The organism is Sorangium sp. So ce296 (assembly GCF_051529605.1).
GTDB classification, from domain to species: domain Bacteria; phylum Myxococcota_A; class Polyangia; order Polyangiales; family Polyangiaceae; genus Sorangium; species Sorangium cellulosum_D.
Window position 1 is genome coordinate 11365492 of the sequence record NZ_CP150325.1, and the last position, 23327, is coordinate 11388818.

Consider the following 23327-nt stretch of genomic DNA (forward strand, 5'->3'; position numbering starts at 1 on the left):
GAGCGAGCGAGGCGGGAGCCAGCGGGGCGAGGGCGAACGTGAAAGGGGCAGCGGAGCGTGGCGCGGCGTCCTCGGGCTAGGCCTTCGGGGCCGCCGGCCTGGGTGCCGGACGCGGATCGGCTCCTCGGCGCCGCGGCGCGGCGGATCCGCGTGGTCGGCTCGAGCACGCCGGTGAACCTCGTCGAGGAGCTCGCGCGGCTCGCCGCGGCGTGGGGCAAGGGGGGCGGGGAGGTCCCGCGGTTCGTCTATGCGCCCGCGCAGGACCACAGCGATCTCCGGATAGCGATGGACACGGCGGCCGAGCGGCTCGCGGATCTGGGGGAGCTCGGCGCGGTCTACGCCGGCCGCGCCCTCGAGCTCGCCGCGGAGGCCGCGATCTGCGAGGCCGCGGGCGGGGCGGGGTGCTGGGCCGCCGCGCGCCGCCGCTACGCCGCGCGCGACGCGTTCGACGAGCAGGCGGACGCGCTCGCCGCGGCCTGGGTCGAGCAGGGCGCGGGCGCGACCGCGGGCGACGAGGCGCGGGTGCGGAGCGACGACGCGCGCTCGCCCCGGTCGCTCGTGTCGCGGATGCGGCGCGAGATCGGGGCGCGGCGCCTGCCGCTCCGGGTCGTGATCGCCGACATCGCGCCGCTCGCCGCGACGGGCGACGGGGTGATCCAGGTCGCGCGGGGGCGCATGCTCACGCGCGACGACGTGGAGCGCACCGTGCTGCACGAGATCGAGGGGCACGCGGCGCCGGGCGTGCGCGCCGCGGCGCTGCCGCTCGGGATCTTCGCGATCGGGACGGCGAACGGCGGCGACGACCAGGAGGGCTGGGCGCTCGCCCGCGAGCGCGCCGCGGGGTACCTGGTCGGCGCCCGCCGGGTCGAGCTCGGGCTGCGCCACCTCGCCGCGCGGAGCGTCGAGCGCGGCGCCAGCTTCGTCGAGACCGCGCGGCTGCTCGAGGCGCGCGGCGCGCGCTCCACCGCCGACGCCCTGCGCATCGCGGCGCGGGTCCACCGGGGCGGCGGTCTGGCGCGGGAGGTCGTCTACCTGCCGGCGCTGCTGCGGGTCGAGGCGACGCTCCTGGAGCAGCCGGCGCTCGGCGAGGTGCTCTCCTCGGGCAGGGTCTCCGTGGGCGCCGCGGCGTCGCTTGCGTCCTGGGCGCGGGGGAGCTGAGAAGGGCCGCCGCGGCCCGGTTCGGCGTCGCTTGCGCCCCGGGCGCGGTCGAGCGGAAGGCCGCGGTTGCCTGGTGATCCGTGGTTGTCCGGCTCACGCGGGAGCATGGGAAGGCGGGAAGAAAAGTCCGATCGTCCCCTGAACTTCCTATCTTCCCGCCACACGGATCCGATGAAATGGAGGGCGCTGCGGGTCGGGCGAGGAGCGGAGAGAAAGGGGGCTGCGTGAAGGGAAGGATCACTTCGGCCGTGCGAGCACGGCATGGAACGCGCTTGTCGTGTCCGCTGGCGAGCGCGGCGTCGCGCGCGCGCGATCGCGCCCGGCGGGGCCGCGCGGCGCGCGGAGGTGGCTCCGGGGGCGCGCGGCTCGGACGGGCCAGCGGGCGGAGGGGGGCATGAACTCGAAGAAGGCCATGGAACGGGAATCCAGGCGGCCGCCGAGGGGAGGCGAGGCCCCGGCGGTGGTCCTCAAGGACGATCTTCACGTCGTGGATCTCGGCGCCGGCGTGATGCTCGACGTCTTCATCAACGTCGAGGGCCGGCTCACGACCTTCGTCAGCCTGGATGGCCAGCTGATCGCGGAGCTCCGCGTCGCGGGCCACGCGTGAAGCGCAGGCACGGCCGCGCCGGGAGGCGCGGAGACGGGGCGAGAGACGACTCGAGCGCTCTCCCCGCCTCCGCGCCTCCCGTGCGCCGGCGCATCCGGCCCGGCGACAGCGACGCGCGCGGGCTCGGCTTTATCGGCTAGGCGCCCGAGAACTCCCGCACCACGCGGAGGATGCCCTCGCCGTAGCTCGAGATCTTCGCCTGCCCCATGCCGCGCGCGAGCGCGAGATCGTCGAGCGACACGGGCCGGATCCGCGCGATCTCCCGGAGCGTCCGGTCGTGCGCGATGACGTAGGCGGGCAGCGATTTCTCCTTGGCGAGCGCGGCCCTGTGGGCGCGCAGCGCCTCGAACAGCGGGACGTCCCGCGCCTCGAGCTCGACCCCGGGGTCCGCCTGCGCGGGCGAGGAGGCGACGGGCGCGGCCGGCGCGCGGTCGTGGGCCGCCGCGGAGGACGCGCGCGCGGCCGGCGCGGGGCGCGCGGCGGGCGAGGGGGCCGCCGATCGGCGCGGAGCTCGCCGGCGCGCGGCGGGGACCGGGAGCCGCACCCGGGCGGGCACCTCGCCGCGCATCACGCGCCAGCCCGCGGGCGTGACGAGCGGGACGGGGAACTCGCCGGTGGTGAGATCGATCCAGGCGTTCGCCAGCAGGACCCGCAGGATCGACATGGCCTCGTCGTGGCGCTTCCCCTGGAGGACGCCGAAGGTGGAGAGCCGGTCGAGCCCCATGCGGCGGACGCGCTCGTTCGACTCGCCGATGAGCATCGACGCGATCGCCTGCATCCCCGCGCCGCCCTTCGCCCGCGCGACGCCGGCGAGCGCGCGGCGCACGAGGTCGTTGTCGCGGGCGAGCGCGGCCGGGTCGCTCTCCTCCAGGGCGTCGACCTCGAGGCAGACGTCGCAGTGGCCGCAGCCGCCGAGCGACTCGGCCTCGTCGCCGAAGTAGCGGAGGATGAAGTCGTGCCGGCACGTCGCGGCGTCGATGTAGCGGAGGAGCTCGCGGAAGAGCCCCCACGCGCGCGCGGCGTCGTCGGCGCTCGCCTCGGCGCCCCCCTCGCCGAGCTGGCAGAGCCGGCGGCGCAGCGCGATGTCCGCGGGCGCGAACAGGAGCAGGCCGCGGGCCGGGTCGCCGTCGCGGCCGGCGCGGCCGACCTCCTGGTAGTAGGCCTCGATCGACGACGGCGGCTGGGCGTGCACGACGAGGCGCACGTCGGGCCGGTCGATGCCCATGCCGAAGGCGTTCGTGGCGACCACCACGGAGAGGCTGCGATCCGCGAAGCCGGCCGACAGGCGCGCGCGCGACTCGGGGGCGAGGCCGGCGTGGTACGCCTCGGCGTTCCAGCCGGCGTCGCGGAGCGCCTCGGCCAGGCGCTCCGCCCCCTTGCGGGTGGCGGCGTACACGATGCCGGCGCCGCGGGGCCGCCCGGGGTCGCCGAGGGCGTCCAGGAGCGCGCGCGCCGTGAGGCGCCCGGCCTCGCGCGGGCCGTCCACCGCGGAGACCTGCAGGTGGAGGTTGGGCCGGGCGAACCCGCGCAGGATGACCTTGGGCGGCGGCCCTTCCGGCCCGGGCTCGCCCGCGGCGCCGACGTCGTCGTCGCCGGGCGAGCTCCGCGGCCAGCCGAGGCGCCGGATGATCTCGTCGCGCGCGTCGGGGGTCGCCGTCGCGGTGCAGGCGAGGACCCGGGGCGGGCGGAGCCGCGCGAGCGCGGCGCCGATGCGCAGGTAGTCGGGCCGGAAGTCGTGCCCCCACTGGACGATGCAGTGCGCCTCGTCGACGGCGACGAGCGAGAGCCGGCTCTCGGCGAGCGCCTCGAGGAAGCCGTCGAAGGCGAGGCGCTCGGGGGCGGCGTAGACGAGCTTGTACTCGCCGCGGCGCAGGGCGGCGAGGCGGCGGCCGTTCTCCTCGCGCGGGAGGCTGGAGGCGACGAACGTCGCGGGGATGCCGCGCACCTCGAGCGCGCGCACCTGATCTTCCATCAGGGAGATGAGCGGGCTCAGGACGAGCGTCGTGCCGGGCAAGGCGACGGCCGGGAGCTGGTAGCAGAGCGACTTGCCGCCGCCGGTCGGCGCGACGACGAGGACGCGGCCCGCGCCCCCGAGCAGGGCGTCGATCGCCTCGCGCTGCCATGGCCGGAACGACGCGATGCCGAACCGATCCGCGAGCACGGCGTCGATCGACGGGGGCGGGCCCTCCGGAGGGCGCAGCGGGGAGGAGGGGAGGCGCTCGGTCACGATCGGCGAGGGGGGCTCAGCGAAGATCATGGCGGCGGCGTCGAGCGAGCGCCGTGCCCGCGGCGAGCCCTAGCACTTTCGTGGGCTTGCGTCGCGCCGGGGGTGGCGGCGCCATGGCGGCGCGCGGGTCGCCCGGGGGCCGCCGCCGGCCTCGCGCCGCCGGCGCGCGCGCGCCTGGGCGGCGCGGCGATCAGGCCTGGACCACGCCGACGCCCTTGGCGAGCGCTTCCATGTCGTCGAAGTGGTAGACGTGGCGGCCGGGGCTCCCCTGGAGCGCGGCCGCCACCATCGCGCCGGCGACGGTCCTCGCGTCGATGGGGCGGTACCTGCGGAGGCCGCCCTTCATCGTGAACCGGAGCGTCTGCGCCGCGGCGACGCCGATCGCCTCTCCCTTCCTGACCTCGCCCCGCTCGCCGAGGAGCAGGCTCGGGCGCAGGACGTGGACCGACGCGAAGCTCGCCCCCGAGAGCTCCTGCTCCAGCTCGCCCTTCACGCGCAGGTAGAAGCTGGTCGAGCGCGGATCGGCGCCCACGGAGGAGACCAGGACGAACTGCTTCACTCCCGCCTTCTCGGCGAGCCTGGCGATGGTGATCGGGTAACGATAGTCGATCTGGTAGAAGGCCTCTTCGGAGCCGGCCTTGGCGATGGTCGTCCCGAGCGCGCAGAACACGTCGGTGACGCCGGCGAACTCCGCGCCGTCCAGTCGATCGAAGTCGACGATGCGCTGGGAGAGCCGCGGGTCCTCGATCGGGGCCGGGCGGCGCAGCAGGGCGACGACCCGCGCGTACGCGGGTTGCTGCACGAGGAGGCGCAAGCAGTGGCCGCCGACCAGGCCCGTTCCTCCCACGATGAGAGCTGTCTTGTCGACCGTCATGGATTCCATGTTCCTGCGGAATCACCTGCGGAGGGCGCCGCCGCGGGGATCCACAGCCGTACCGCGCAGCGTAACCCAAGCGGCGCGCGAACCATAGCGGCCGGCGGCGGGCATCGCGAGCGGACGGCCGGCGCGGATCCCCTACGGTTCCTTCCGCTTCCGCTCCAGGTTCCCCGGTGTGCGCGGGCTCCCCATCGCCGCGGCCGGCTTCCCGCCCTTCATACGAGCTCTCTCCGGGCAGAGATGGCCACGACCGGGACAGAACACCCGGAACAGAACACCCGGAACAGAACACCCGGAGGAGATCGCTGGCCTGCGCGGCGGCGGCGATGGTCGTGGCAGGAGGCCTCGAGGGGGGCGGGGCCCGCTCGCGCGGCCGGCGAGGGGCCGCGCGGCGCGCTGCTCACGTGACCGGCGCGGGGGCGACCTTCGGCGCGAGCTTCGCGCGCTGGGCGTGGAAGGCCTTGATCGCCATCGGAATGAGCTGCTCCCGGTGCTTGGGCACCATGTTGTTCGGCAGCTGCTCGACGGGCCACCAGGTGCCGGTGGCCGGGACCTCGGCGAGCTTCGCCTGATGGACCCGGGAGAGCATCCAGCCGCGCGCGGCGGCCGAGAAGTAGTCGCCGACGAACGTGAAGTCGGAGATCGTCATGCCGACCCGGTGGAGCACGTGCTCGGGCTGCTCGCCGGGCGAGAGGACGCTCCCCGGGCAGCACCACGCTCCGGGGCTCGACTCCGACGCTCCTCGCTGGGTCAGGAGGACCTCGAGCGCGCCGGAGTCCGCGTTCTTCCGGAGGCACACGGCGTCGGCGGCGAGGTTGATGGGCAGCCGGGAGATGGCGTTGATCAGCGAGCTGCCGAGAGGCTCCCTCGGATCGACGTACCCGAGCAGCCAGCCGGCCATGGATTTGATGAGCCTCATCGCGGGACCCTCCGCGAGGGCAGGACGTGGGGCCGCTGGCGCATCGCCGCGCGGGCCGCGCCCAGGTGAGCGCGCCCTTTTTGTTCGGGGCTGGACGCCGTGCCAGAGCCGTTCTTCGCGCCGGTACCCGGGCGGCGCGGTGGTGTCGATGGGATCGCGGTTCGAGTTGGATCTTGCATAGGGGTTGCTGCGTTGGATTCCTTGTGCGTTGTCGCGGGACGTTGTGTGAGCTCAGATCTTCATGTCGCTTCTCCTGAGATGTCGGACCTCTCCGACGACGTTGAGCAGCCTACAATAGGCTTTGTTTCTTTGTCGTTTCATTCATGCAGCCCGAGCGTGAATCATCATCTGATGTCGTTGCTCGCGTGTCTCGCCGGCTCCTGACGCGGCTGTTCGGGCGTCGAGCGCCAGAGTCGCTCGTGCGCGGAGGGCGCGTGCGCTCGACGAAACGTCGATGTCACCGCGGCGTCAGCGGGGCAGTCGTCGCGTCTCTCGCGCCTGCCCGCCGCGCTCGTCCTCCTCGGTCACCTCCGCCTCGACGTCGATGACCTGGCCTGACGCCGGCCGCTCGCGGGGCGCGCCAGGGCGCTCCGCGCCGCGTCCGCCGAACGGCCCGCCGCCGAGGTCGATGACCCTCATGCTGAAGAACGCCCCGTTGCCCGCGCCGAACCCGCCGAACCCGCCGAAGCCGGCGGCGCTCGCCGCGGCCGCGCGCCGCTCGAACCGCTCGCGCACGGCCGCGGCGATCCGGCGGCGCGCGGGCGGGAGCAGGAGCACGAGCCCCGCCACGTCGGTCAGCACCCCCGGCGTGATGAGCAGCGCCGCGCCGACGAGCACGAGCAGCCCGCCGGTGAGCCCCTCGTCCGGGACGCGGCCCTCGGCCATCGCGCCCCGCCAGGAGGCGAGCACCTTGAGCCCCTCGTGCTTCGCGAGCGCCGCCCCGAGGACGGCCGTTCCGAGCGCGATTGCCACCGTCGGCCAGAAGCCGATGCGGTCGCCGATCGACAGGAGCAGCCAGAGCTCCAGGATGGGGACCGCCGTGAAGAGCAGGATGAGCTTGCCCATGCCCCCCGTCTAGCGCCGCCCGCCGCGCGGCGCACGCTCGGGCCCGCACGCCGCCGCCGCCGCCGCGCGCCATGCCGCCATGCTGCCGCGGCGCGTCGCCTATCCGCGCGCCGAGCGCGCCGACGCCGCGCCGCTCGCGGCCGGCCGCTCCGGCGCGGAGCCGGCGCCGGAGTACCGGCCGCGGTGAGAGTGCGCTAAGACCGCCTGCCCCGGAGAAATCCATGACGACCGTCCCCGTGGAGCAGGAAAAGGTGGAGGCGTGCCGCGCGTTTGCCGCCGACATCGCGGACGAGGTGCAGCGCTTCATCGACCGCCACACCACGGTCGGCGTCGAGCGCACGGTGGCCCGGGCCTACGGCGTGGTCGGCGCCGATGCGGAGGGGACGCCGCTCGTGAACGCGCTCGTGGATCGCATCCACAAGGCGGGGCAGCTGGGCTGGGGCGTCGCGTACCACCTCGGCCGGGCGCTCTGCGAGGGCGCCGCCTCGGTGCAGGAGGCGGCCGAGGCGCTGGCGTTCAGCGAGGCGGCCGACTTCGGCGCGGGCCCGACCGCGGAGGAGGCGCGCGGCGCGCTCGAGGCGGCGACGCGGGAGGCGATCGCCCGGATCGACCGGGCCCGCGAGGAGCGCGAGGCCCACAAGGCGGCGCACCGGGTCGGCGTCGCGCCGCTCAAGTACGTGATCGTCGCGACCGGGAACATCTACGACGACGCCGTCCAGGCCAAGGCCGCCGGCTTCGCCGGGGCCGACATCGTCGCCGTGATCCGCGCGACCGCCCAGTCGCTCCTCGACTACGTCCCGGAGGGGCCGACCACCGAGGGGTACGGCGGCACGTACGCGACCCAGGAGAACTTCCGGATCATCCGCCGCGCCACCGACGAGGCGACCCGCGACACAGGCACCTACCTGGCGCAGACGAACTACTCGTCCGGCCTGTGCATGAGCGAGATCGCCTGGATGGCGGCGGTCGAGCGGCTCGACATGCTGCTCAACGACGCGATGTACGGGATCCTGTTCCGCGACATCAACATGCAGCGGACGTTCATCGATCAGTACTTCTCCCGCCGGATCATCGCGAGGAGCGGGATCGTCATCAACACGGGAGAGGACAACTACCTCACGACCGCCGATGCCGTCGAGAAGGCCCACACGGTGCTCGCGTCGCAGTTCATCAACGAGGCGTTCGCCCGGCGCGCGGGCCTGCGCGAGGAGCAGATGGGCCTCGGCCACGCGTTCGAGATCAACCCCTGGCTCGAGGACAGCCTCCTCTTCGAGCTCGCCCAGGCCCAGCTCGTCCGGCAGATCTTCGATCGGCACCCGATCAAGTGGATGCCGCCCACGAAATTCAAGACGGGCGACATCTTCCACAGCCACGTCCACGACGCGATGTTCAACCTGGTCGGGATCACGACCGGCCAGTCGATCGAGCTGCTCGGGATGTTCAGCGAGGCGATCCACACACCGCTGCTCATGGACCGGTATCTCTCGCTGAAGAGCGCGCGCTACATCTTCACGGCGGCGCGCCACCTCGGCGACGAGATCCAGTGGAAGCCGGGCGGCATCGTCGAGTCGCGCGCCCGCGAGGTCCTCGACAAGGCGCACGCGCTCCTCGGCGAGGTCGAGCGGGAGACCCTCTGGGACGCGATCGGGCGCGGCGCGTTCGGCGACGTCAAGCGCACGCGCACCGGGGGGAAGGGGTACGCGGGCGTCGTGGCCCGGCACCCGGAGTACCTGAATCCGGTCCTCGAGGTGCTGGAGCGCTCGTAGGTCGCCCCGCCTCCGTGCGCTGGCGGCGCGGCGCGGCGGGAACGGAGAGAAGACCGCCAAGACACCAAGGACGCCAAGAGGGGAGATCTCTGGCCCTCCTGGCGTCCTCGGCGCCCTGGCGGCGCTTCTTCCCCATGTTCCGGAGCCCGACGGGAGCTGGCCCCGGAAGCCACCTCACTGACGTCTTCAAAAGGCATTCTCCGCTGTCTTCGCGAGCCGCTGCGCGCCCTCTCCGTCGCGCGATGGCACTGGCCACGCGCGGCCGCCCGGCGCTACTGTTGATGGGGATCGGCCCCTTCCGCCCCGTGAGACCGAGGTGAGCATGACACAGCGAAACATCCTGCGTGCGTATGGCGACCGCGAGGGCGACGGGATGGTCCAGATGTCGTTCACCCTCCGCGTCCTGCCGGGCGACCGCGCGCGCGAGGCGGCGAAGCGCTTCGCGGAGGCGCACGGGCTGCGCGAGCCCCTGGTCACGGCCATGGAGCAGGCCAGCCGGGAGCACACCTATTTCGTCGTGTACGGCCACTCCCAGCACGGGGTCGACACCTCGGACATCGAGGTGGAGGAGCTCGCGGCTCAGCCCCTCACGCGCGACCAGATCGAGGAACAGGCGAAGAAGCTCGGCCGCAAGATCGTGGTCGTGGGCGCCTGCACCGGCAGCGACGCGCACACCGTGGGTATCGACGCGATCCTGAACTACAAGGGCTTCGCCGGAGAGAAGGGCCTCGAGAGCTTCAAGTGCTTCGACGCCCACAACCTCGGCGCGCAGGTCGAGAACGCCGAGCTCTGCGAGCGGGCCAAGGCGCTCGGCGCCGACGCGATCCTGGTCTCGCAGGTGATCACGCAGCGGAACTGCCACAAGGAGAACGCGGCGGCCCTCGTCGAGATGGCGACGCGCCAGGGCTTCCGGGACAAGGTGATCCTGCTCCTCGGCGGCCCGCGCATCGATCACAACCTCGCCGTCGAGCTCGGCTTCGACGCCGGCTTCGGCCCCGGCACGAAGCCGATCACCGTGGCGTCGTTCCTTGTCGAGCGCCTCGTGGGCAGGGTCTAGGGGGCAGGCGATGCGGCGGCCGGCGACGCGGCGGCAGGCGGCGCTCAGGCGACGAGCAGGTGGTAGGCGGCCGAGAGCTCGGCGAACCGCGCGGTGCGCTGCGCGCGCTCGACGGGCTGCGACGCGCCCCGGTCGGGGTGCAGGACGGCGGCGAGGCGGCGGAAGCTGCGGCGGATCTCGGCCTCGGTCGCGCCCTCGCGCAGGCCGAGCACCTCGAGGGCCCGGCGGCGCGGCTCGTCCACCCGGGCGGCGCGCGGCGCGCTCGACGACCCGCCGCGCGGCGGCGCGCTCGATGACGATGCGCCGCTCGACGCCCCGCCGCGCGCGGCGCCCGCGCTCGCGGCGCGCCGGTAGCGATCCCGCGCGCGGGGGCGGCCGTGGAGGAAGTCGCTCGGCGAGAGCGGGCCGGTCTGCCGCAGCGACGCGGCGAGCGGCCTCGCCGTGTGGAAGCAGATGGTCGCCTCCTCGATGGCGAAGAGCGCCTCGAGGCGGGCGCGGAGCTGGATCCGGAGCGCGCGCTCGACCGCGCTCTCGGGGATGAGCCCCGCGGCCACGAGCACCTCGCCGGTCCGGCGCCCCCGGTGCGCGGCGACGAGCGCGGCGAGCCGCTGGATCGACGGCTCGGGCGCCGAGCCCTCCCGCGCGAGGATCTCGCCGAGCCGCGGCACCCGGAGCGGCGTCTCGACGGCCGTCACCAGGCCGGAGAAGAGCTGGATCCTGTGCTGCCGGCCGGGCACCGTGGAGCCGCTCGGCGTCCTGAGCTCGCAGAGCTCCAGGAGCCCGGTGGTCCTCTCGCGGTAGAGCGCGCCGAGCAGGTCTCCCAGGGTCGACGTGGAAAGGCGGCTGGGCAGTTGCATCGCGATCGCGGCGTTATCATCGCCGCCCGCGATCGGGCAAAGAAGCGGCGCGGGCAGGCGGCCGACGTGCGCGCGCGGGTAGGTAGGGTAGGTAGGTAGATAGGTAGGCGGCGCCGCCGGAAGGGCCCGCTCGCGCGCGCGTTCACGTCACGCCGCCCGCCCGCACGAATGTGCGCCCAGGTCGCGGCCCGCTGTGCGAAGCTCCGCGCGAAAACGGACCGGCGCGGCGCGCCGGCGCGCGGATCAGGAGGACTCTGCGATGGGCTTGCTCGACGGAAAGGTCGCGATCATCACGGGAGCCGGCGGCGGGATCGGCCGCGAGGAGGCGCTGCTCTTCGCCCGGGAGGGCGCGAAGGTCGTCGTCAACGATCTCGGCGGCGCGCGCGACGGGTCGGGCTCGAGCGACGCGATGGCGGCGCAGGTCGCGGAGGAGATCCGGGCCGCGGGCGGGCAGGCCGCGCCGAGCTTCGACAACGTGGCGACCCCCGAGGGCGCGGCGAGGATCGTGAAGACCGCCGTCGACGCGTTCGGCAGGGTCGACATCCTGGTGAACAACGCGGGCATCCTCCGCGACAAGACGCTCCTCAAGATGGATGAGGGGATGTGGGACGCCGTCATCGCCGTTCACCTGAAGGGGACGTTCCTGTGCACGCAGGCCGCCGCGAAGCAGATGGTCGGGCAGGGCGAGGGAGGGCGGATCGTGAACACCACGAGCGTCTCGGGGATGCTCGGCAACTTCGGACAGGCCAACTACGCGGCTGCCAAGGCCGGCATCTACGGGCTCACCCGCACCGCCGCGATCGAGCTGCAGAAGCAGCGGATCACCGTCAACGCGGTCGCGCCCATCGCCAAGACCCGCATGACGGAGGATCTGCCCATGTTCCAGTCGGCCGGCGACACGCTCACGCCGGCGCACGTCGCGCCCGCGGCGCTGTTCCTCGCGTCCGACCTGTGCGCCGATCGGACCGGCAACGTCCTCGCCGTCGCCGGCGCGCAGATGTACATTTACAAGGTCGTTCAGAGCCCCGGAAAGTTCAAGGACGAGGGCGGTGTCTGGACGGCGCAGGAGATCGCGGAGCACTGGGACGCGATCAACAAGCTCTGATCGCGCCGTCCGCGGAGCGCGCGGCGCGAGCGCGCCGCCCGGGGCTGCGCGCGCGGCCCTCGTGCGCGCGCGGGGTGGGTGCGCGCGGGCCGCGCCGGGTGCGCGCGGGCCGCTCCGCTCGCGCGGCGGCGGACGCGGCAGAAGCGAGGGCCCGGCGCGCGCCGACCGTTGCTGTGCTGATCCCCGGATGCTAGGTTCGAGGCGCTTCCTGGGTGCGCTTTTCGCATCGGCGTACTGGCGTACTGTTCGAGCAGATCGTTCACGCGGAGTCTGGAGGTGCCACCGGTGACCGTCGTTCGCTGCTGTTCCGGCTGCGCCACATCGCGCGGTGCGGCCTCTGCGGCGCGGAGGCGCTGAGCGACCATGTCGCGCGACGCCGCCCACATCCCGCTCGCCCTGTGGGTCTGCGCGGCGATCGTGGCGCACATGGCGGGCGGCGGGGGCGCGGTCGAGGTGGCGCAGGTCATCGAGGATCGGGCGCAGCTCCGCCGGATGGTCCACGCGGTGCGGGAGGGCCTCCGCCCGGCCGACACGACGTTCGAGGTGCTGACCGACGGCGTGGCGGCGACGCCGCCTCCCGCCCCGCTGGCGCCGCCGGAGCGGTCGCCGGACGGCGAGCCCGACAAGGACGCGCCGCCCGAGCCGCAGCAGAAGCCAGAGCCGACCAAGGCGGAGCCGCCGCCGCGGAAGCCGCCAAAGGCGGAGCCGCCGCGCCAGGCGAAGGCGCCGCCCAAGCCGGAGCCGCCCAAGGAAGAGGTGGCCAAGGTCGTGCCGGTCCAGCCGGCGCCGCCGCCGCCGCCGCCGCCGCTGCCGGCGGATCGGCGGATCGCCATCCGTCAGCACGTCGAGAAGAACCAGGAAGACAACCCCGAGGCGAACCGGATCGCGGACGACGCCAACAAGGTCGCCGAGGAGACCATGGCGCAGATCCGCTCGAAGGATCAGGACGATCCCGCGCCCACGCCCGGGAGCCCGAGCGGCCCGCGGGGGCCGGCGGACAAGGTCGGCGACAGCGACCACGATCACAGCGGCCACAGCGAGGAGCGCGCCGGCAACGAGCAGCACGCGCCCGGCGAGAAGAGCCCCGACAGCGAGAGCGCGGAGCACCACAGCCCGCCGTCCCCGGCGCAGGCCGCGCAGGCGCCTCGGGCGGCGCCGCCGCAGAGCGTCCCGGGCGCGACCGGCGGCGGCCGCGTGGCGCAGGCGCCCGCCGCGCCGGCGGCGGAGAGGGGCGCCGCGGGCGGCTCGGGCCCGGCGTCGCCCGAGGTCGTCGACGGCGCGAACGGGGGTTACACGCTCAACCCGGCGAACCCGGGCGGCGACGGCAAGAGCCGCGTCGCCGGGAAGAAGGCGACGCCGCAGCCCTACGAGAGCCCGGTCCGCGTCGGCTCGATCGGCCTCGGCGCGCCAGGGCTGCCCGGCGGGCCCAACCTCAACCTGAACATGGCCGGCGTGCAGGCGGCCGTGGGCAACGAGAAGCTCAGGGCGGAACGGGCCTCGGACGGCGCGTCCCGCAAGAGCGCGCACCGGGGCTCGTGGGAGACGACGGACAAGTGGAAGAAGTGGCGCGCCGCGATCGAGAACTACGACCCCTCCGTCAAGCCCGGCAACCAGACGTCCCTCAACGCCGCGCGGGTGCCGTTCGCGACGTACATCAACATGATCCACAACCGGCTCCACCCGATCTTCGCGGAGGAGTTCCTGGCGTCGCTCGAGAGCCTGCCCTCGGGGCACGCGTTCAACCAGAACCGGGTCACGCACCTGGAAATCGTGCTGAACAAGGACAGCGGCAGCATCGTGCGCCTCGGGGTCACGAAGCCGAGCGGCATGACGGCGTTCGACATGGTCGCGCTCAACTCGGTGCACCGCGCGTCACCGTTCGGAAAGGCGCCGGACGCGATCGTCTCACCCGACGGCAACGTGTACTTGCACTGGGAGTTCCACAGGGATCCGTACGACGCGTGCTCCACCCGCAACGCCCGCCCCTTCCTGCTGAAGGCGGCGTCCGACGCCGCGCCGGTCGAGCCGGCGCCGGTGCGCAGGGCGCCGCGTCCCGTCCCGGGCGACGAGAAGACGCTGGCGCCGCCTGGACCGCTGCTTCCGCTCCGTCGTTAGGTCCCGGCTCTGCACCGGGACCGCGGCGATGTATCCTCGGCGGCATGTCGAAGGATTCCGACGCGGCCGTTCAAGTGACCAACGCGCGCATCGAGGCGGCGCTCGCGGATTCTCCGGCGTTCACCCGGATCGAGCCGCATTTCTATGTGGTCCGCCAGGGGACGGCGTACGTCTACCTGCACGTCCTGCCCTGGGCGCCGGATCGCGCGCTCGTGCGGCTCGTGGCGCAGCTCGCCCGCGGCGTCGAGATGACGCCGGATCTCGCGATGAAGCTGCTCCGCCTGAACGCGCGTATCCGCTTCGGCGCGTTCGGCTACGTCGCGCAGGGCTCCTGCGTGGTCATCGTACACACGCTCCTCGGCGGCGAGACGCTCGACGCCGACGAGATCCTGGTCGCCCTCCGCGATCTGTCGGTGCTCGCGGACGAGTACGACGACCGCATCGTCGAAGAGGCCGGCGGCCAGCGGATGCAGGACCTGATCGACGCCTCGGCGACCGCCGCGGTCTTCACCGATCTGGACGCCCCCCGCGCCTGGGACAAGGGCTGAGCGACGGGCCCTCTTCTTCAATGCTCCTCAACATCGACCATCCCCCCGAACCGCCTCCTCCCTCCGCCGCACCGGACCCCGCTCCCTCGCCCCGCCGCGAGGACGGCGGCGACGCCCCGCCCGCCGAAGGGCGCGCGTCGTCCCCCGTGCGCGCCGAAGGGCGCGCGTCGTCCCCCGAGCGGCCGCCGCTCGCCGGCCTGCCCGTGCTCCGGCTGATCCGGCCGCTCGCCGTCCTCGCCCTGCTCGCGATGATCCTCGGCCGCATGCTCGCGCCCGCGATGGTCGGCCTCGCGGTGGGCATCGAGCGCGCCGCGCACGCCGTCGAGCTCGCCGGCGCCGGCGCCTCGCAGCTCTTCGCGATCGGCGCGATCGTCACCGCGATGGCGCTGATCGGCGCGGTCGTGCGGAGCCGCGTCCCGTACGCGCTGCGGATCGCCGCGATCGTCGCGGGCAGCTTCGTCATCCTCGTCGTCCTGCACGCGACCGTGCAGCGCGTGCCCGATCTCTCCGCCGCGCTGATCGGCGTGAGCGCGGCGATCCTCGCCGTCGGCAGCGCCTGGGAGGCGCTCCGCGTGCCGTTCATGCGGCCGGTCGCGGCCGCGCTCGGGCTGGTCGGCGCCTCCGCGCTCGTGCGGCTCACCGGCGTCCTCCTCGCCGTCTGGGCGAACGACCGCGGCTCCAAGGCGCTCGCCGGCGCGACCAGCTCGGTGGCGACGGCCGCGTTCGCGCTCGACGCGCTGGCCGTCCTCGTGGCGACGGTCGCGCTCGGCGCTGGCCGCGAGGCGCGCCCGCGCGAGGCCGAGCCGCCGCGGCCGCGCCTCGTCAGCCCGCTCTCGCTCGCGGCGCTCGCCTCGGCGCTGCTCGCCACCCGGGCGGCGCTCGCGGGCGCCTCCGACGACGCGTCCGTGGTCGAGGCGCTCCTCCGCCGCGCGCTCGACCGGCTGCTCACGCGCCCCGCGCCGGTCGTGCCGCTCTCGATGCAGCTCTTCGCCGCCGCGCTCGCGGTGGTGGTCGTCGCGCTCGCGCTCATCGCACCGCCGCGGCTGCCCGCGCTCGGCGGCGCGCTCGCGCTGCTGCTCGTCGCGCGCAGCGCCCCCGAGGTGCCGCTCGGCGCGCTGTCGCTGGTGATCGCCGCCCTCTGCGTCGCGCTCGCCGCGCGCGACGAGCGCGGCTTCTGGGCGGCCGTGCTCGCGACCGAGCGCGAGCGCCCCTCGAGCGCGCTCCCGGGCGCCGGGAAACCGGACGCGACCGGGGGCGCGTCCGGTTGACGCGAGCGACGACACTCGTTAAGCACGCCCTCGCCGCGCGGGGATCCGCGCGCAGCGTTCCACCTGATGCTCGCCGCCGGGACGGCGCGGGGGCCGTCCGGTCCCGCCGGTCTCTCCCTCGCACCGGCCCTCGCGGGGCGCGGCCCAGGCTCGCGTGGCGCGCCATGGGCACGGGAGAGTCCTCATGCATCGTCGCGATCTCGTCTCGCTGTCCGCCCTCGCGCTCGTCGCGCTGACGCTCGGCGCCGGGTGCCCCGAGGAGCCCTCGCGGCCCGCCGGCGGCGCGGCGGCGACGTCGAGCGCGGCCCCGCCCGTGGCCTCGGCCGAGAAGCCCAGCGCGCCGCCAAAGGCGCCCGAGGCGCCGAAGGCGACGGAACAGGCGGCCGCGCCGCCCGCGCCGCCCACGCCCGAAGCCAAGGGGACGATCAAGGGGGTCGTCAAGCTCACCGGCAAGCCGGTCGAGATGAAGGTCCCGGCCGCGCGCAAGGACGCCCCGGTCTGCCAGGACAAGGACGTCGTCTACAACGCTGTCGTCGTCAACGACGGCAAGCTCAAGGACACCCTCGTCCGCATCGCGGTCGGGGGCGTGCAGGGCAGCTGGAAGGCGCCCGACGCCCACGCCGTCGTCGACCAGAAGGACTGCATGTATGAGCCGCGCATCCAGGGCGTGGTCTCCGGGCAGCAGGTCGACATCAAGAACAGCGACCGGACGCTGCACAACGTGCACACCTACAAGGGCTCTGAGACGCTGTTCAACCAGGCGCAGCCGCGGGGCGCGGACCCGCTCACGAAGTCGTGGAGCGACGGCATCATCAAGCTCACCTGCGACATCCACCCGTGGATGCGCGGCTTTGTCGTGGTGACGGATCACCCGTTCTTCGCCGTGAGCGGCGGTGACGGATCCTTCGCGATCGAGAAGGTGCCTGCCGGCAAGTACAAGCTCGAGGCGTGGCACCCCCGCTATGGCCTCAAGACGGCCGACGTCACGGTCGCGGACGACAAGCCCGCCCAGGTCACGTTCACGTACGCCGGCACCGAGGCTGAGCCGGCGGAAAACAAGGACGAGCTCAAGGGCCTTTGGTGAGCTCCCCGGCAGCGCCCGCGGCGGGCGCCAGCGCGCCCGGGGCCGTCCGGTTGGCGGCGGGCAGCGCCCAGGAGCGAGCTTTCCTGGCTCGCTCGACGCGAAGAAGCACGATGGGGCGTCGCGGCGGTTGCCACTCGGCCCCTCGTGCCCTAAAGGGAAGCGGCGACAACGGTCGAACTCGACTCCCCGAGCCGCGTTGCGCGCGCTAGTCTCCCGGCCCCGATGCTGTTCTCACCCGCCACCCGCGCTCAGGCGATGACGTCGTTTTCCGGCCTGGCTGTCCCGCCTACAAGGGTCTCTGGAGGTGCCGCGCGGTCGCCGCGCGGCGCGAGCGCCGGTCGCGGCGGCGAGGTGTGCGCGTGACCATGAGCGTCGAGCAGGCCACGGAGCGGGCACCGGTCCCTTACATCCGCCAGCCCGAGGTTCCCGAGCGCGACGGCTCCGCGCTCCCCACGAGCGCGCGCCCGCTGCTCAAGGTAGCGGCCGACCTGGTGAGCCTCACCAAGCCGCGCATCACGAGGATGGTGGTCGCCACGATGCTCGGCGGCATGTGGGTCGCGAGCCGTTACCTCCGCGCCGGGACGGGCGGAGAGGGCGCGATCGATCGCGCGGCGGTCCCTGTGACCCAGCTCGCGCTGGCGCTGCTCGGGACGGTCCTCGTCGTGTCCGGCGCCAACGCGCTCAACATGTACATCGAGCGCGACACCGACCTGCTGATGGAGCGGACGCGGAACCGCCCCTTGCCGGCGCGGCGGCTCGCGCCGGACGTGGCGCTCTGGTTCGGGATCGCGCTCTCGGCCAGCTCGATTCCGCTGCTGGTCTTCGGGGTGAACGCGGTCACGGGCGCGCTCGCCGCGCTCGCGCTGCTCAGCTACGTGCTCGTCTACACCCCGCTCAAGCGCAAGACGACGCTCTCGCTGCCGATCGGCGCGATCCCCGGCGCCATCCCGCCGCTGCTCGGGTGGACGAGCGTCACCGGGCAGGTCGACGCGCCCGGGTTCCTGCTCTTCGCCGTCATGTTTCTCTGGCAGATCCCGCATTTCCTGGCGATCTCTCTCTTCCGTCAGGACGAGTACCGGCGCGCGGGCCTCAAGGTGCTGCCGCTCGAGAAGGGCGATCACGCGACGTGGCGGCACATCGTCGGTTATCTCGCGCTGCTCATGATCGCCTCGATGCTCCTCGTCCCGCTCGGCGTCGCGGGCCCTGTCTACTTCGGCGTCGCGGTCCTCCTCGGCGGGGCCTTCTTCGCGCTGGGTGCCTGCGGCCTGCTCGCGGGCACCAAGGCGCGCTGGGCGCGCCGGGTCTTCTTCGCCTCGATGGTGTACCTGGTGCTCCTCTTCGCCGCGCTGATGGTCGGCGCCTGAGCGGCGCCCGCCGCCTTGACGCGCCCGGGACCGGCCCTTAAGCGTCCGCGGATGGTTGCCATGGAGCCGACCCGCCAGGCGAACGGCGCTCCTCCTCCCGCAGAACCGGCCAGCGAGCTGCTTCCGTCCGGCGGCGCCCCCGCGCCGACGCCGCGGCGCAGGGCGCTGACCCAGAGGCCGCTCTTCTGGGTCGCGCTCGTCGCGCTCGTCGTGCTGAGCGGGCTCGCGGTGCCGTTCTTCGTCGGCCGCGGGGTCCGCGGTCACGCCGCGGAGGCGCCCGCAGTTCGCATCCCGCTGCCGGCCTTCGCGCTGACGGATCAGCGCGGCCAGCGGTTCGGCCTGGAGCAGCTCCGGGGCCGGGTGTGGATCGCCGACTTCATCTTCACGACCTGCCCGACCGTCTGTCCCAAGCTCACGCAGCGCATGAAGGAGATCGAGCAGCAGGGGCGCGGTCTCGGGGACGCGCTGCACCTCGTGACGTTCACCGTCGACCCGGAGAACGACACGCCGGAGGTGCTCGCGGCCTACGCGGCGTCGCAGAAGCTCCCGCTCGAGCGCTGGACGCTCCTGACAGGCCCTCTCGATCAGATAGAGTCGACGATCCTCAAGGGCTTCAAGATCGCGATGGGCAAAGAGGAGACGAGCCCGGGCATCTTCAGCATCTTCCACGGCGAGCGCCTGGTGCTCGTCGACCAGGAGGGCGTGATCCGCGGCTATTACGAGGCGAACGACGAAGGGATCCCCGCCATCCTCCGCGACGCCGGCGCCCTCGTGAAGCAGCGGTGACGCGCCCGGGCTCGCCTCACGCCTCGATGGCGAGCCGCTTGATCATCTTCTGCAGGCCGAACCTCGACAGCCCGAGCAGCTTGGCGGCCTGCGTCTGGTTCCCGCGCGTGCGCTCCAGCGCGTCGCGCACGAGCTCCGTCTCCAGCGCGTCGATCCTCGCCCGGACGTTGAGGCCGAGCTCGCGCGGCGCCGCGCCGCCGCCGTGCGCGATCTCGGGCGACAGGTGCTCTCGATCGATGGTCCCGTCGCAGAGCACGATCGCCCGCCGGATCTCGTTCTCCAGCTGGCGCACGTTGCCGGGCCACCCGTAGGCCGAGAGCCGCTCCATCGCCCCGCGCGTGACCCGGACCGGGCCGCGGCCGTGCTTCGCGACGAGGTGCTGGACGATGAGCGGCACGTCGGTCGCGCGCTCGCGCAGCGGCGGCACCCGGATCGTGATGATGTTCAGCCGGTAAAACAGATCCTCGCGGAAGGCGCGGGCGCGTACCAGCGCGTCCAGGTCGCGGTGCGTCGCGGCGATGACGCGCACGTCGACCTTGCGCGCCCGGTCCGAGCCGAGCGGCCGCACGAGGCCGTCCTCGAGGACGCGCAGCAGCTTCGTCTGCATGGCGAGGCTCATCTCGCCGATCTCGTCGAGGAACAGCGTGCCTCGATCCGCCACCTCGAAGAGCCCGGCCCGCGGTCGATCCGCGCCCGTGAACGCGCCGCGCACGTGCCCGAAGAGCGCCGACTCGAGCAGCCCCTCCGGGATCGCGCCGCAGTTCTCGCCCACGAACGGGTGCGCCGCGCGCGGGCCGTTGTGGTGGATGGCCCGCGCCACGAGCTCCTTGCCGCTGCCGGACTCGCCGTGGATGAGCACCGGCACCTCGGACGCGGTCACGCGATCCACGAGGCGCAGCATCGCGCGCACGGCCTCGCTCTCGCCGATGATGGCGTCGTACCGGTAGCGCGTGTCCCGGCCGCCGCGCGCCCTGGCGAGCTCGAGCGCCGCCGCGTCGAGCTCCGCCTCGCGCCGCGCGAGCTCCCCGGCGAGCCGAGACGAGGCGCGCTCGGCGCGGCGCACGGCGCGGCGCAGCTCCACCTGCGCGCGCGCGTCGGCGATCGCCAGCGCCGCGACCGACGCGATGGTGCGCGCCCACCGGAGCTCCTGCGCCCCGAACGCGCCGCGGCGCACGCGATCGTCGAGGTAGACGACGCCGAGCGCCTCGCCGCGCGCGATGAGCGGCACGGCCAGCACGCTCCGGAGCTTCAGCGCGTGCACGCTGCGGTGCACGCTCGGCAGCTCCCCCGCGGCGTCGACAGCGACCACCGGCTCGCGCGCCTCCAGGGCGCGGCGCGCGAGCGTCTCCGACAGCGCGAGCTGCTCGGCGCCGAGGCGCGAGCGCGCCAGGTTGCGCGCCGCCCGCGGGACGAGGCGCCCGTTCGGGGCGCGCAGGAGCAGGAGCCCCCGCTCGACCCCCGTCCAGAGCACGAGCGCGTCGACGACCCGGTCGAGCAGCGGCGCGAGGCGCTCGCGCTCGCCGAGCGCGCCGACGAGCGCCTCCAGATCGCGCGCCTGCTCGGGCCCGAGGCCGGCCTCCGGCAGCGCCCGCGCCCGGGCCACCCACGGCAGCGACCGCACCGCGCTGGCGAGCGCCGGCGCGCCCGGCGCGCCCGCCGCCTCGCCCGCGTCCGCGGTGCGCCTGCAGAGCTCGCGCGCGGCCTCGGCGAGCGCCGCGCGCACCCGGTGCGCGACGTCCGTCTGCCCGGCCTTGACCGCGAGCGCGTGCGCCGCCGCGAGCGCCGGGCCGCGCGACGCGATCGGCGCCCGCGCGCCCGCGAGCGCGGCGAGCGCGGCGAGGACGCGGTCGCTGCGCCCGCCGTCCGCCGCCGGGCGCGCCGCGCCGCCCCGCGGAGGGGCCTCGGCGGGGGCGCCGCCGACGGCGTCGTCCGCGGCGAGCGCGCGCGCGGCGCGCGCCCCCCACCAGTCGAGCCGCGACGCCGCGGCGAGATCCGGGCCGCTCGCGAGCTCGTCGAGCTCCTCGACGCGGGCGGCGTCGATCTGGCCCGCGCCGTGGCGAAGGAGCCGCGCGGCCGCCCGGAGCGCGTCGTCCGCGGAGCCTCCGGCGAGGAGCGCCGCCGCGCGCTCCGCCGCCGCGGGCGCGTCGGGGAGCGCGCAGGCCTCCGCGTCCGCGACGCCGTCGCCGCCGCGCGCGGCGGCCACGTCCGCGATCGCCCAGAGCGCGTAGGCCTCCGCCTTCGCGTCGCCCGCGTCGCGGGCCCGCGCGATGGCGTCCTCGGCCGTCCGGCGGGTCTCGTGCGCGAGGCCCGCGGTGGCGTAGGCCGCCGCGCACGCGAGCAGCGCGCGCGCCGCCTGAGCGGGCCGGCCGAGGTGCTCCCAGAGCAGCGCCGCGCGGGTCGAGGTCGCGATCGCGCCCTCGAGATCGCCGAGATCCACCGCGGCCGCCGCCTCCCCGGTCCGGTAGGTCGCCTCCTCGACGACGGCCCCGGCGCGCACGGCGTAGTCGACCGCGGCGCTGAACGACGCGTGCGCCCGCTCCGGATCGCTCGCGTGCAGCGCGTACCCGCGCACGGCGGCCATCCGCGCGAGCTCCTCGACCGAGCTCGCGAGCGCCCCGCCGCGCGCCACCTCGGACAGCGCCCGCGCGGCGTCGCCGCGCAGCGCCGCGATCAGCGCGCGCGCCTCGCAGAGCGGCGCGGTGGCCGCCTCCCCGGCGAGCGCCTCGGCCGCGCCCAGCGCCCCCGCGTCGATCGCGATGCGCGCGAGCACCGCGGCCGCGCGCCCGTCCGGGTCCGCGCCGGCCTCGATGGCGGCGCGGGCGCGCTCCTCGGCGAGCGCGCGATCCCCGGCGCGCCGCAGGACCTCCGCCGCGAGCGCCGCGGACTCCGGCGCGCCCCGCACGGACGCGCGCAGCATCAGGCTCCGCGCGCGCCCGAGATCGCCGCGGAGCCGGAGCGCGTTCGCCGCGGCGACGACCAGGCCGGCGGGCGCGTCGTCGCGCTGCTCGATCGCCTCGAGCGCGAGCGGATCCGGCGGCACCCGCGCGATCGCGAGCGCCAGCTCCGCCGCCTCCGCCGCGGAGGTGGCCTGCGCCGCGGCGCCCTCGCCGGCGCCGCCGCGATCGCGCGCCGCCGCGGCGGCCCGCCGCCGCGCGCCGCGCCCCAGCACGGCCGCCTCGACGTCCGCGAACGTCCAGGCCCGCGGCGGGACCTGCCGCGCCAGGGCGACGAGCGCCTCCGCGAGCGCGCGCTCCGGCGCCGCCGCGAGCGTCGCCATCGGCCACGCCGCGGCGCTCGTCCCCACGAGCGCGGTGAGCCACCGCGCGACGCGGTCCGGGCCGAGCCGGCCCAGCCACGGCCCCTCGCCCTGCGGCGCGCCCGCGCGGGCCGCGGCGTCGCCCGCGCGGACGTCCGCGCTCGAGAGCGCGCGCGCCCGCTGGACCACCGCGAACGCGTCCGCGAGCCAGGAGGCCACGTCGTCGCGCACCCCGAGCGCCGCCTCGAGCTCGTGCCGCCGCAGGCGCAGGTAGGCGGCGCGCACGCGGCGCGCGTCGCGGTCCTGCCGATCGCGCTCGTCGCCGGGCCCCCCGGGATCGCGGCCCGCGCGCGGCGATGGCGTCCCGGCGAGCGGCGCGCGCGTCGGCTGCGCGCCGGCGAGCGCGGCGCGGGCCGACTCGGTCACCCACGCCGAGGACGGCCGCGCCCCGGGTGAAGGCGACAGGAGCGCCCTGCAGATCGCGTCGAGCGCGGGTCCGGCCGCGCTCGGCGCCGCCACCGCGGCGCGCGCCACCTCGATGGGATCGCCCGCGGCGGCCACGCCGGGGAGCGCGATCTCGGCGAGCAGCGTCCCCAGCGCGAGCAGATCCCTCGCCCGCGCGTCCCCGAGCTCCGCGTCGTGGCGCGCGAGGTACCTGAGCGTCGCCCCGTCCACGGAGGTCTCGTGGATCGAGCAGGCGAGCCCCAGGTCGATCATCCCGATCCGCCCCTCCGGCGTCAGGATCAGGTTCTCCGGCTTGAGATCCCCGTGGGCGAGGCCGATGCCGTGCAGATCGCCGAGCGCCTCGCCCGCGTCGCGCGCGACGGCGAGCGCGAGCGCCGCGCGCTCGCCCTGGGGCAGGCCGCGCACGGCCTCCGCGACGGATCGCCCCTCGAACCACCGCATCGCCACGAACGCGCGCCCATCGACGCCCGGGGCGGCCTCGACGCGCGCGACCCCGGCGCGCGCCGAGAGCCAGCCGACGTCGACGAGCTCCGGCAGCCGCGGTGAGAGCGCGAGCGTCGCGTGCAGCGCCTCGCGGGCGAGCGCCCGCCGCGCGGCGGCGCGCTCCTCCGCGGGCGCGCCGCCGCTCTGCCGCTCGATCTTGAGCGCCACCACGCCGCCGCGCTCCTTGTCGACCGCCCTCCAGACCTCGGCCGACCCGCCCGACCCCGCGACGCCCAGCAGCCGGAAGCGCTCTGCCAACCGAGGTGCCACGGTCGACGGCTCGCTCATCCCGGGAATGCTCCTGGGCGGCGAGGCACCTG

Annotated in this window: 17 protein-coding genes; 11 read left to right on the forward strand and 6 right to left on the reverse strand. The window is 75.1% G+C overall.

Annotation, left to right across the window (positions count from 1 at the left end):
- Positions 1 to 102 precede the first annotated feature (102 nt).
- Entirely contained in the window at positions 103 to 1158 is a 1056-nt protein-coding gene (locus WME98_RS42035) for a tyrosine/phenylalanine carboxypeptidase domain-containing protein (RefSeq protein WP_437947275.1), read from the forward strand.
- 394 nt (positions 1159 to 1552) lie between these two features.
- The gene (locus WME98_RS42040) at positions 1553 to 1765 is read left to right on the forward strand and encodes a hypothetical protein (RefSeq protein WP_148313657.1); all 213 of its coding nucleotides are present in this window, start codon (positions 1553 to 1555) and stop codon (positions 1763 to 1765) included.
- A gap of 136 nt (positions 1766 to 1901) precedes the next feature.
- Here WME98_RS42040 and WME98_RS42045 read toward each other — a convergent pair whose 3' ends face one another.
- From WME98_RS42045 to WME98_RS42060, 4 genes are all read right to left on the reverse strand, one after another.
- A complete protein-coding gene (locus WME98_RS42045; protein WP_437947276.1) occupies positions 1902 to 4022 on the reverse strand; it encodes a RecQ family ATP-dependent DNA helicase in 2121 nt (706 codons plus the stop codon).
- A 160-nt stretch (positions 4023 to 4182) separates the two neighbouring features.
- Positions 4183 to 4875: an oxidoreductase gene (locus tag WME98_RS42050; protein WP_437338148.1), complete on the reverse strand. Its 693-nt coding sequence runs from the start codon at positions 4873 to 4875 to the stop codon at positions 4183 to 4185.
- A gap of 394 nt (positions 4876 to 5269) precedes the next feature.
- On the reverse strand, positions 5270 to 5788 hold the full coding sequence (locus tag WME98_RS42055; protein ID WP_437947277.1) for an NUDIX hydrolase: 519 nt from the start codon (positions 5786 to 5788) through the stop codon (positions 5270 to 5272).
- A gap of 468 nt (positions 5789 to 6256) precedes the next feature.
- Positions 6257 to 6853: an FxsA family protein gene (locus WME98_RS42060; protein ID WP_437947278.1), complete on the reverse strand. Its 597-nt coding sequence runs from the start codon at positions 6851 to 6853 to the stop codon at positions 6257 to 6259.
- A 221-nt stretch (positions 6854 to 7074) separates the two neighbouring features.
- Here WME98_RS42060 and WME98_RS42065 point away from each other — a divergent pair, with 221 nt between their 5' ends.
- On the forward strand, positions 7075 to 8619 hold the full coding sequence (locus WME98_RS42065; RefSeq protein WP_437947279.1) for a lysine 5,6-aminomutase subunit alpha: 1545 nt from the start codon (positions 7075 to 7077) through the stop codon (positions 8617 to 8619).
- Positions 8620 to 8941: 322 nt separating this feature from the next.
- Positions 8942 to 9676: an OAM dimerization domain-containing protein gene (locus WME98_RS42070; protein WP_061621541.1), complete on the forward strand. Its 735-nt coding sequence runs from the start codon at positions 8942 to 8944 to the stop codon at positions 9674 to 9676.
- A 44-nt stretch (positions 9677 to 9720) separates the two neighbouring features.
- Here the strand turns inward: WME98_RS42070 and WME98_RS42075 are convergent, their stop codons facing one another.
- On the reverse strand, positions 9721 to 10533 hold the full coding sequence (locus WME98_RS42075; RefSeq protein ID WP_437947280.1) for a J domain-containing protein: 813 nt from the start codon (positions 10531 to 10533) through the stop codon (positions 9721 to 9723).
- 259 nt (positions 10534 to 10792) lie between these two features.
- Between WME98_RS42075 and WME98_RS42080 the strand changes: the two genes are divergently transcribed.
- The 7 genes from WME98_RS42080 to WME98_RS42110 all read left to right on the forward strand — a co-directional run bounded on the left by WME98_RS42080 (position 10793) and on the right by WME98_RS42110 (position 18803).
- A complete protein-coding gene (locus WME98_RS42080; protein WP_437338155.1) occupies positions 10793 to 11638 on the forward strand; it encodes an SDR family NAD(P)-dependent oxidoreductase in 846 nt (281 codons plus the stop codon).
- 363 nt (positions 11639 to 12001) lie between these two features.
- Positions 12002 to 13753, forward strand: coding sequence for a hypothetical protein (locus WME98_RS42085; RefSeq protein WP_437947281.1), 1752 nt, complete (start codon positions 12002 to 12004; stop codon positions 13751 to 13753).
- Between the two features lie 44 nt (positions 13754 to 13797).
- Positions 13798 to 14301, forward strand: coding sequence for a T3SS (YopN, CesT) and YbjN peptide-binding chaperone 1 (locus WME98_RS42090; RefSeq protein WP_061621412.1), 504 nt, complete (start codon positions 13798 to 13800; stop codon positions 14299 to 14301).
- A 146-nt stretch (positions 14302 to 14447) separates the two neighbouring features.
- Positions 14448 to 15569 carry a hypothetical protein gene (locus tag WME98_RS42095; protein WP_437947282.1) on the forward strand — a complete coding sequence of 374 codons (1122 nt, stop codon included), beginning with the start codon at positions 14448 to 14450 and terminating at the stop codon, positions 15567 to 15569.
- A gap of 184 nt (positions 15570 to 15753) precedes the next feature.
- Positions 15754 to 16653, forward strand: coding sequence for a carboxypeptidase regulatory-like domain-containing protein (locus WME98_RS42100; RefSeq protein WP_437947283.1), 900 nt, complete (start codon positions 15754 to 15756; stop codon positions 16651 to 16653).
- A 365-nt stretch (positions 16654 to 17018) separates the two neighbouring features.
- Positions 17019 to 18017, forward strand: a complete 999-nt coding sequence (gene cyoE / locus WME98_RS42105) for a heme o synthase (RefSeq protein ID WP_437954081.1) — start codon at positions 17019 to 17021, stop codon at positions 18015 to 18017.
- Positions 18018 to 18077: 60 nt separating this feature from the next.
- Positions 18078 to 18803 carry an SCO family protein gene (locus WME98_RS42110; RefSeq protein WP_437947284.1) on the forward strand — a complete coding sequence of 242 codons (726 nt, stop codon included), beginning with the start codon at positions 18078 to 18080 and terminating at the stop codon, positions 18801 to 18803.
- 16 nt (positions 18804 to 18819) lie between these two features.
- Here WME98_RS42110 and WME98_RS42115 read toward each other — a convergent pair whose 3' ends face one another.
- On the reverse strand, positions 18820 to 23295 hold the full coding sequence (locus tag WME98_RS42115; RefSeq protein ID WP_437947285.1) for a sigma 54-interacting transcriptional regulator: 4476 nt from the start codon (positions 23293 to 23295) through the stop codon (positions 18820 to 18822).
- Between the last annotated feature and the right edge of the window lie 32 nt (positions 23296 to 23327).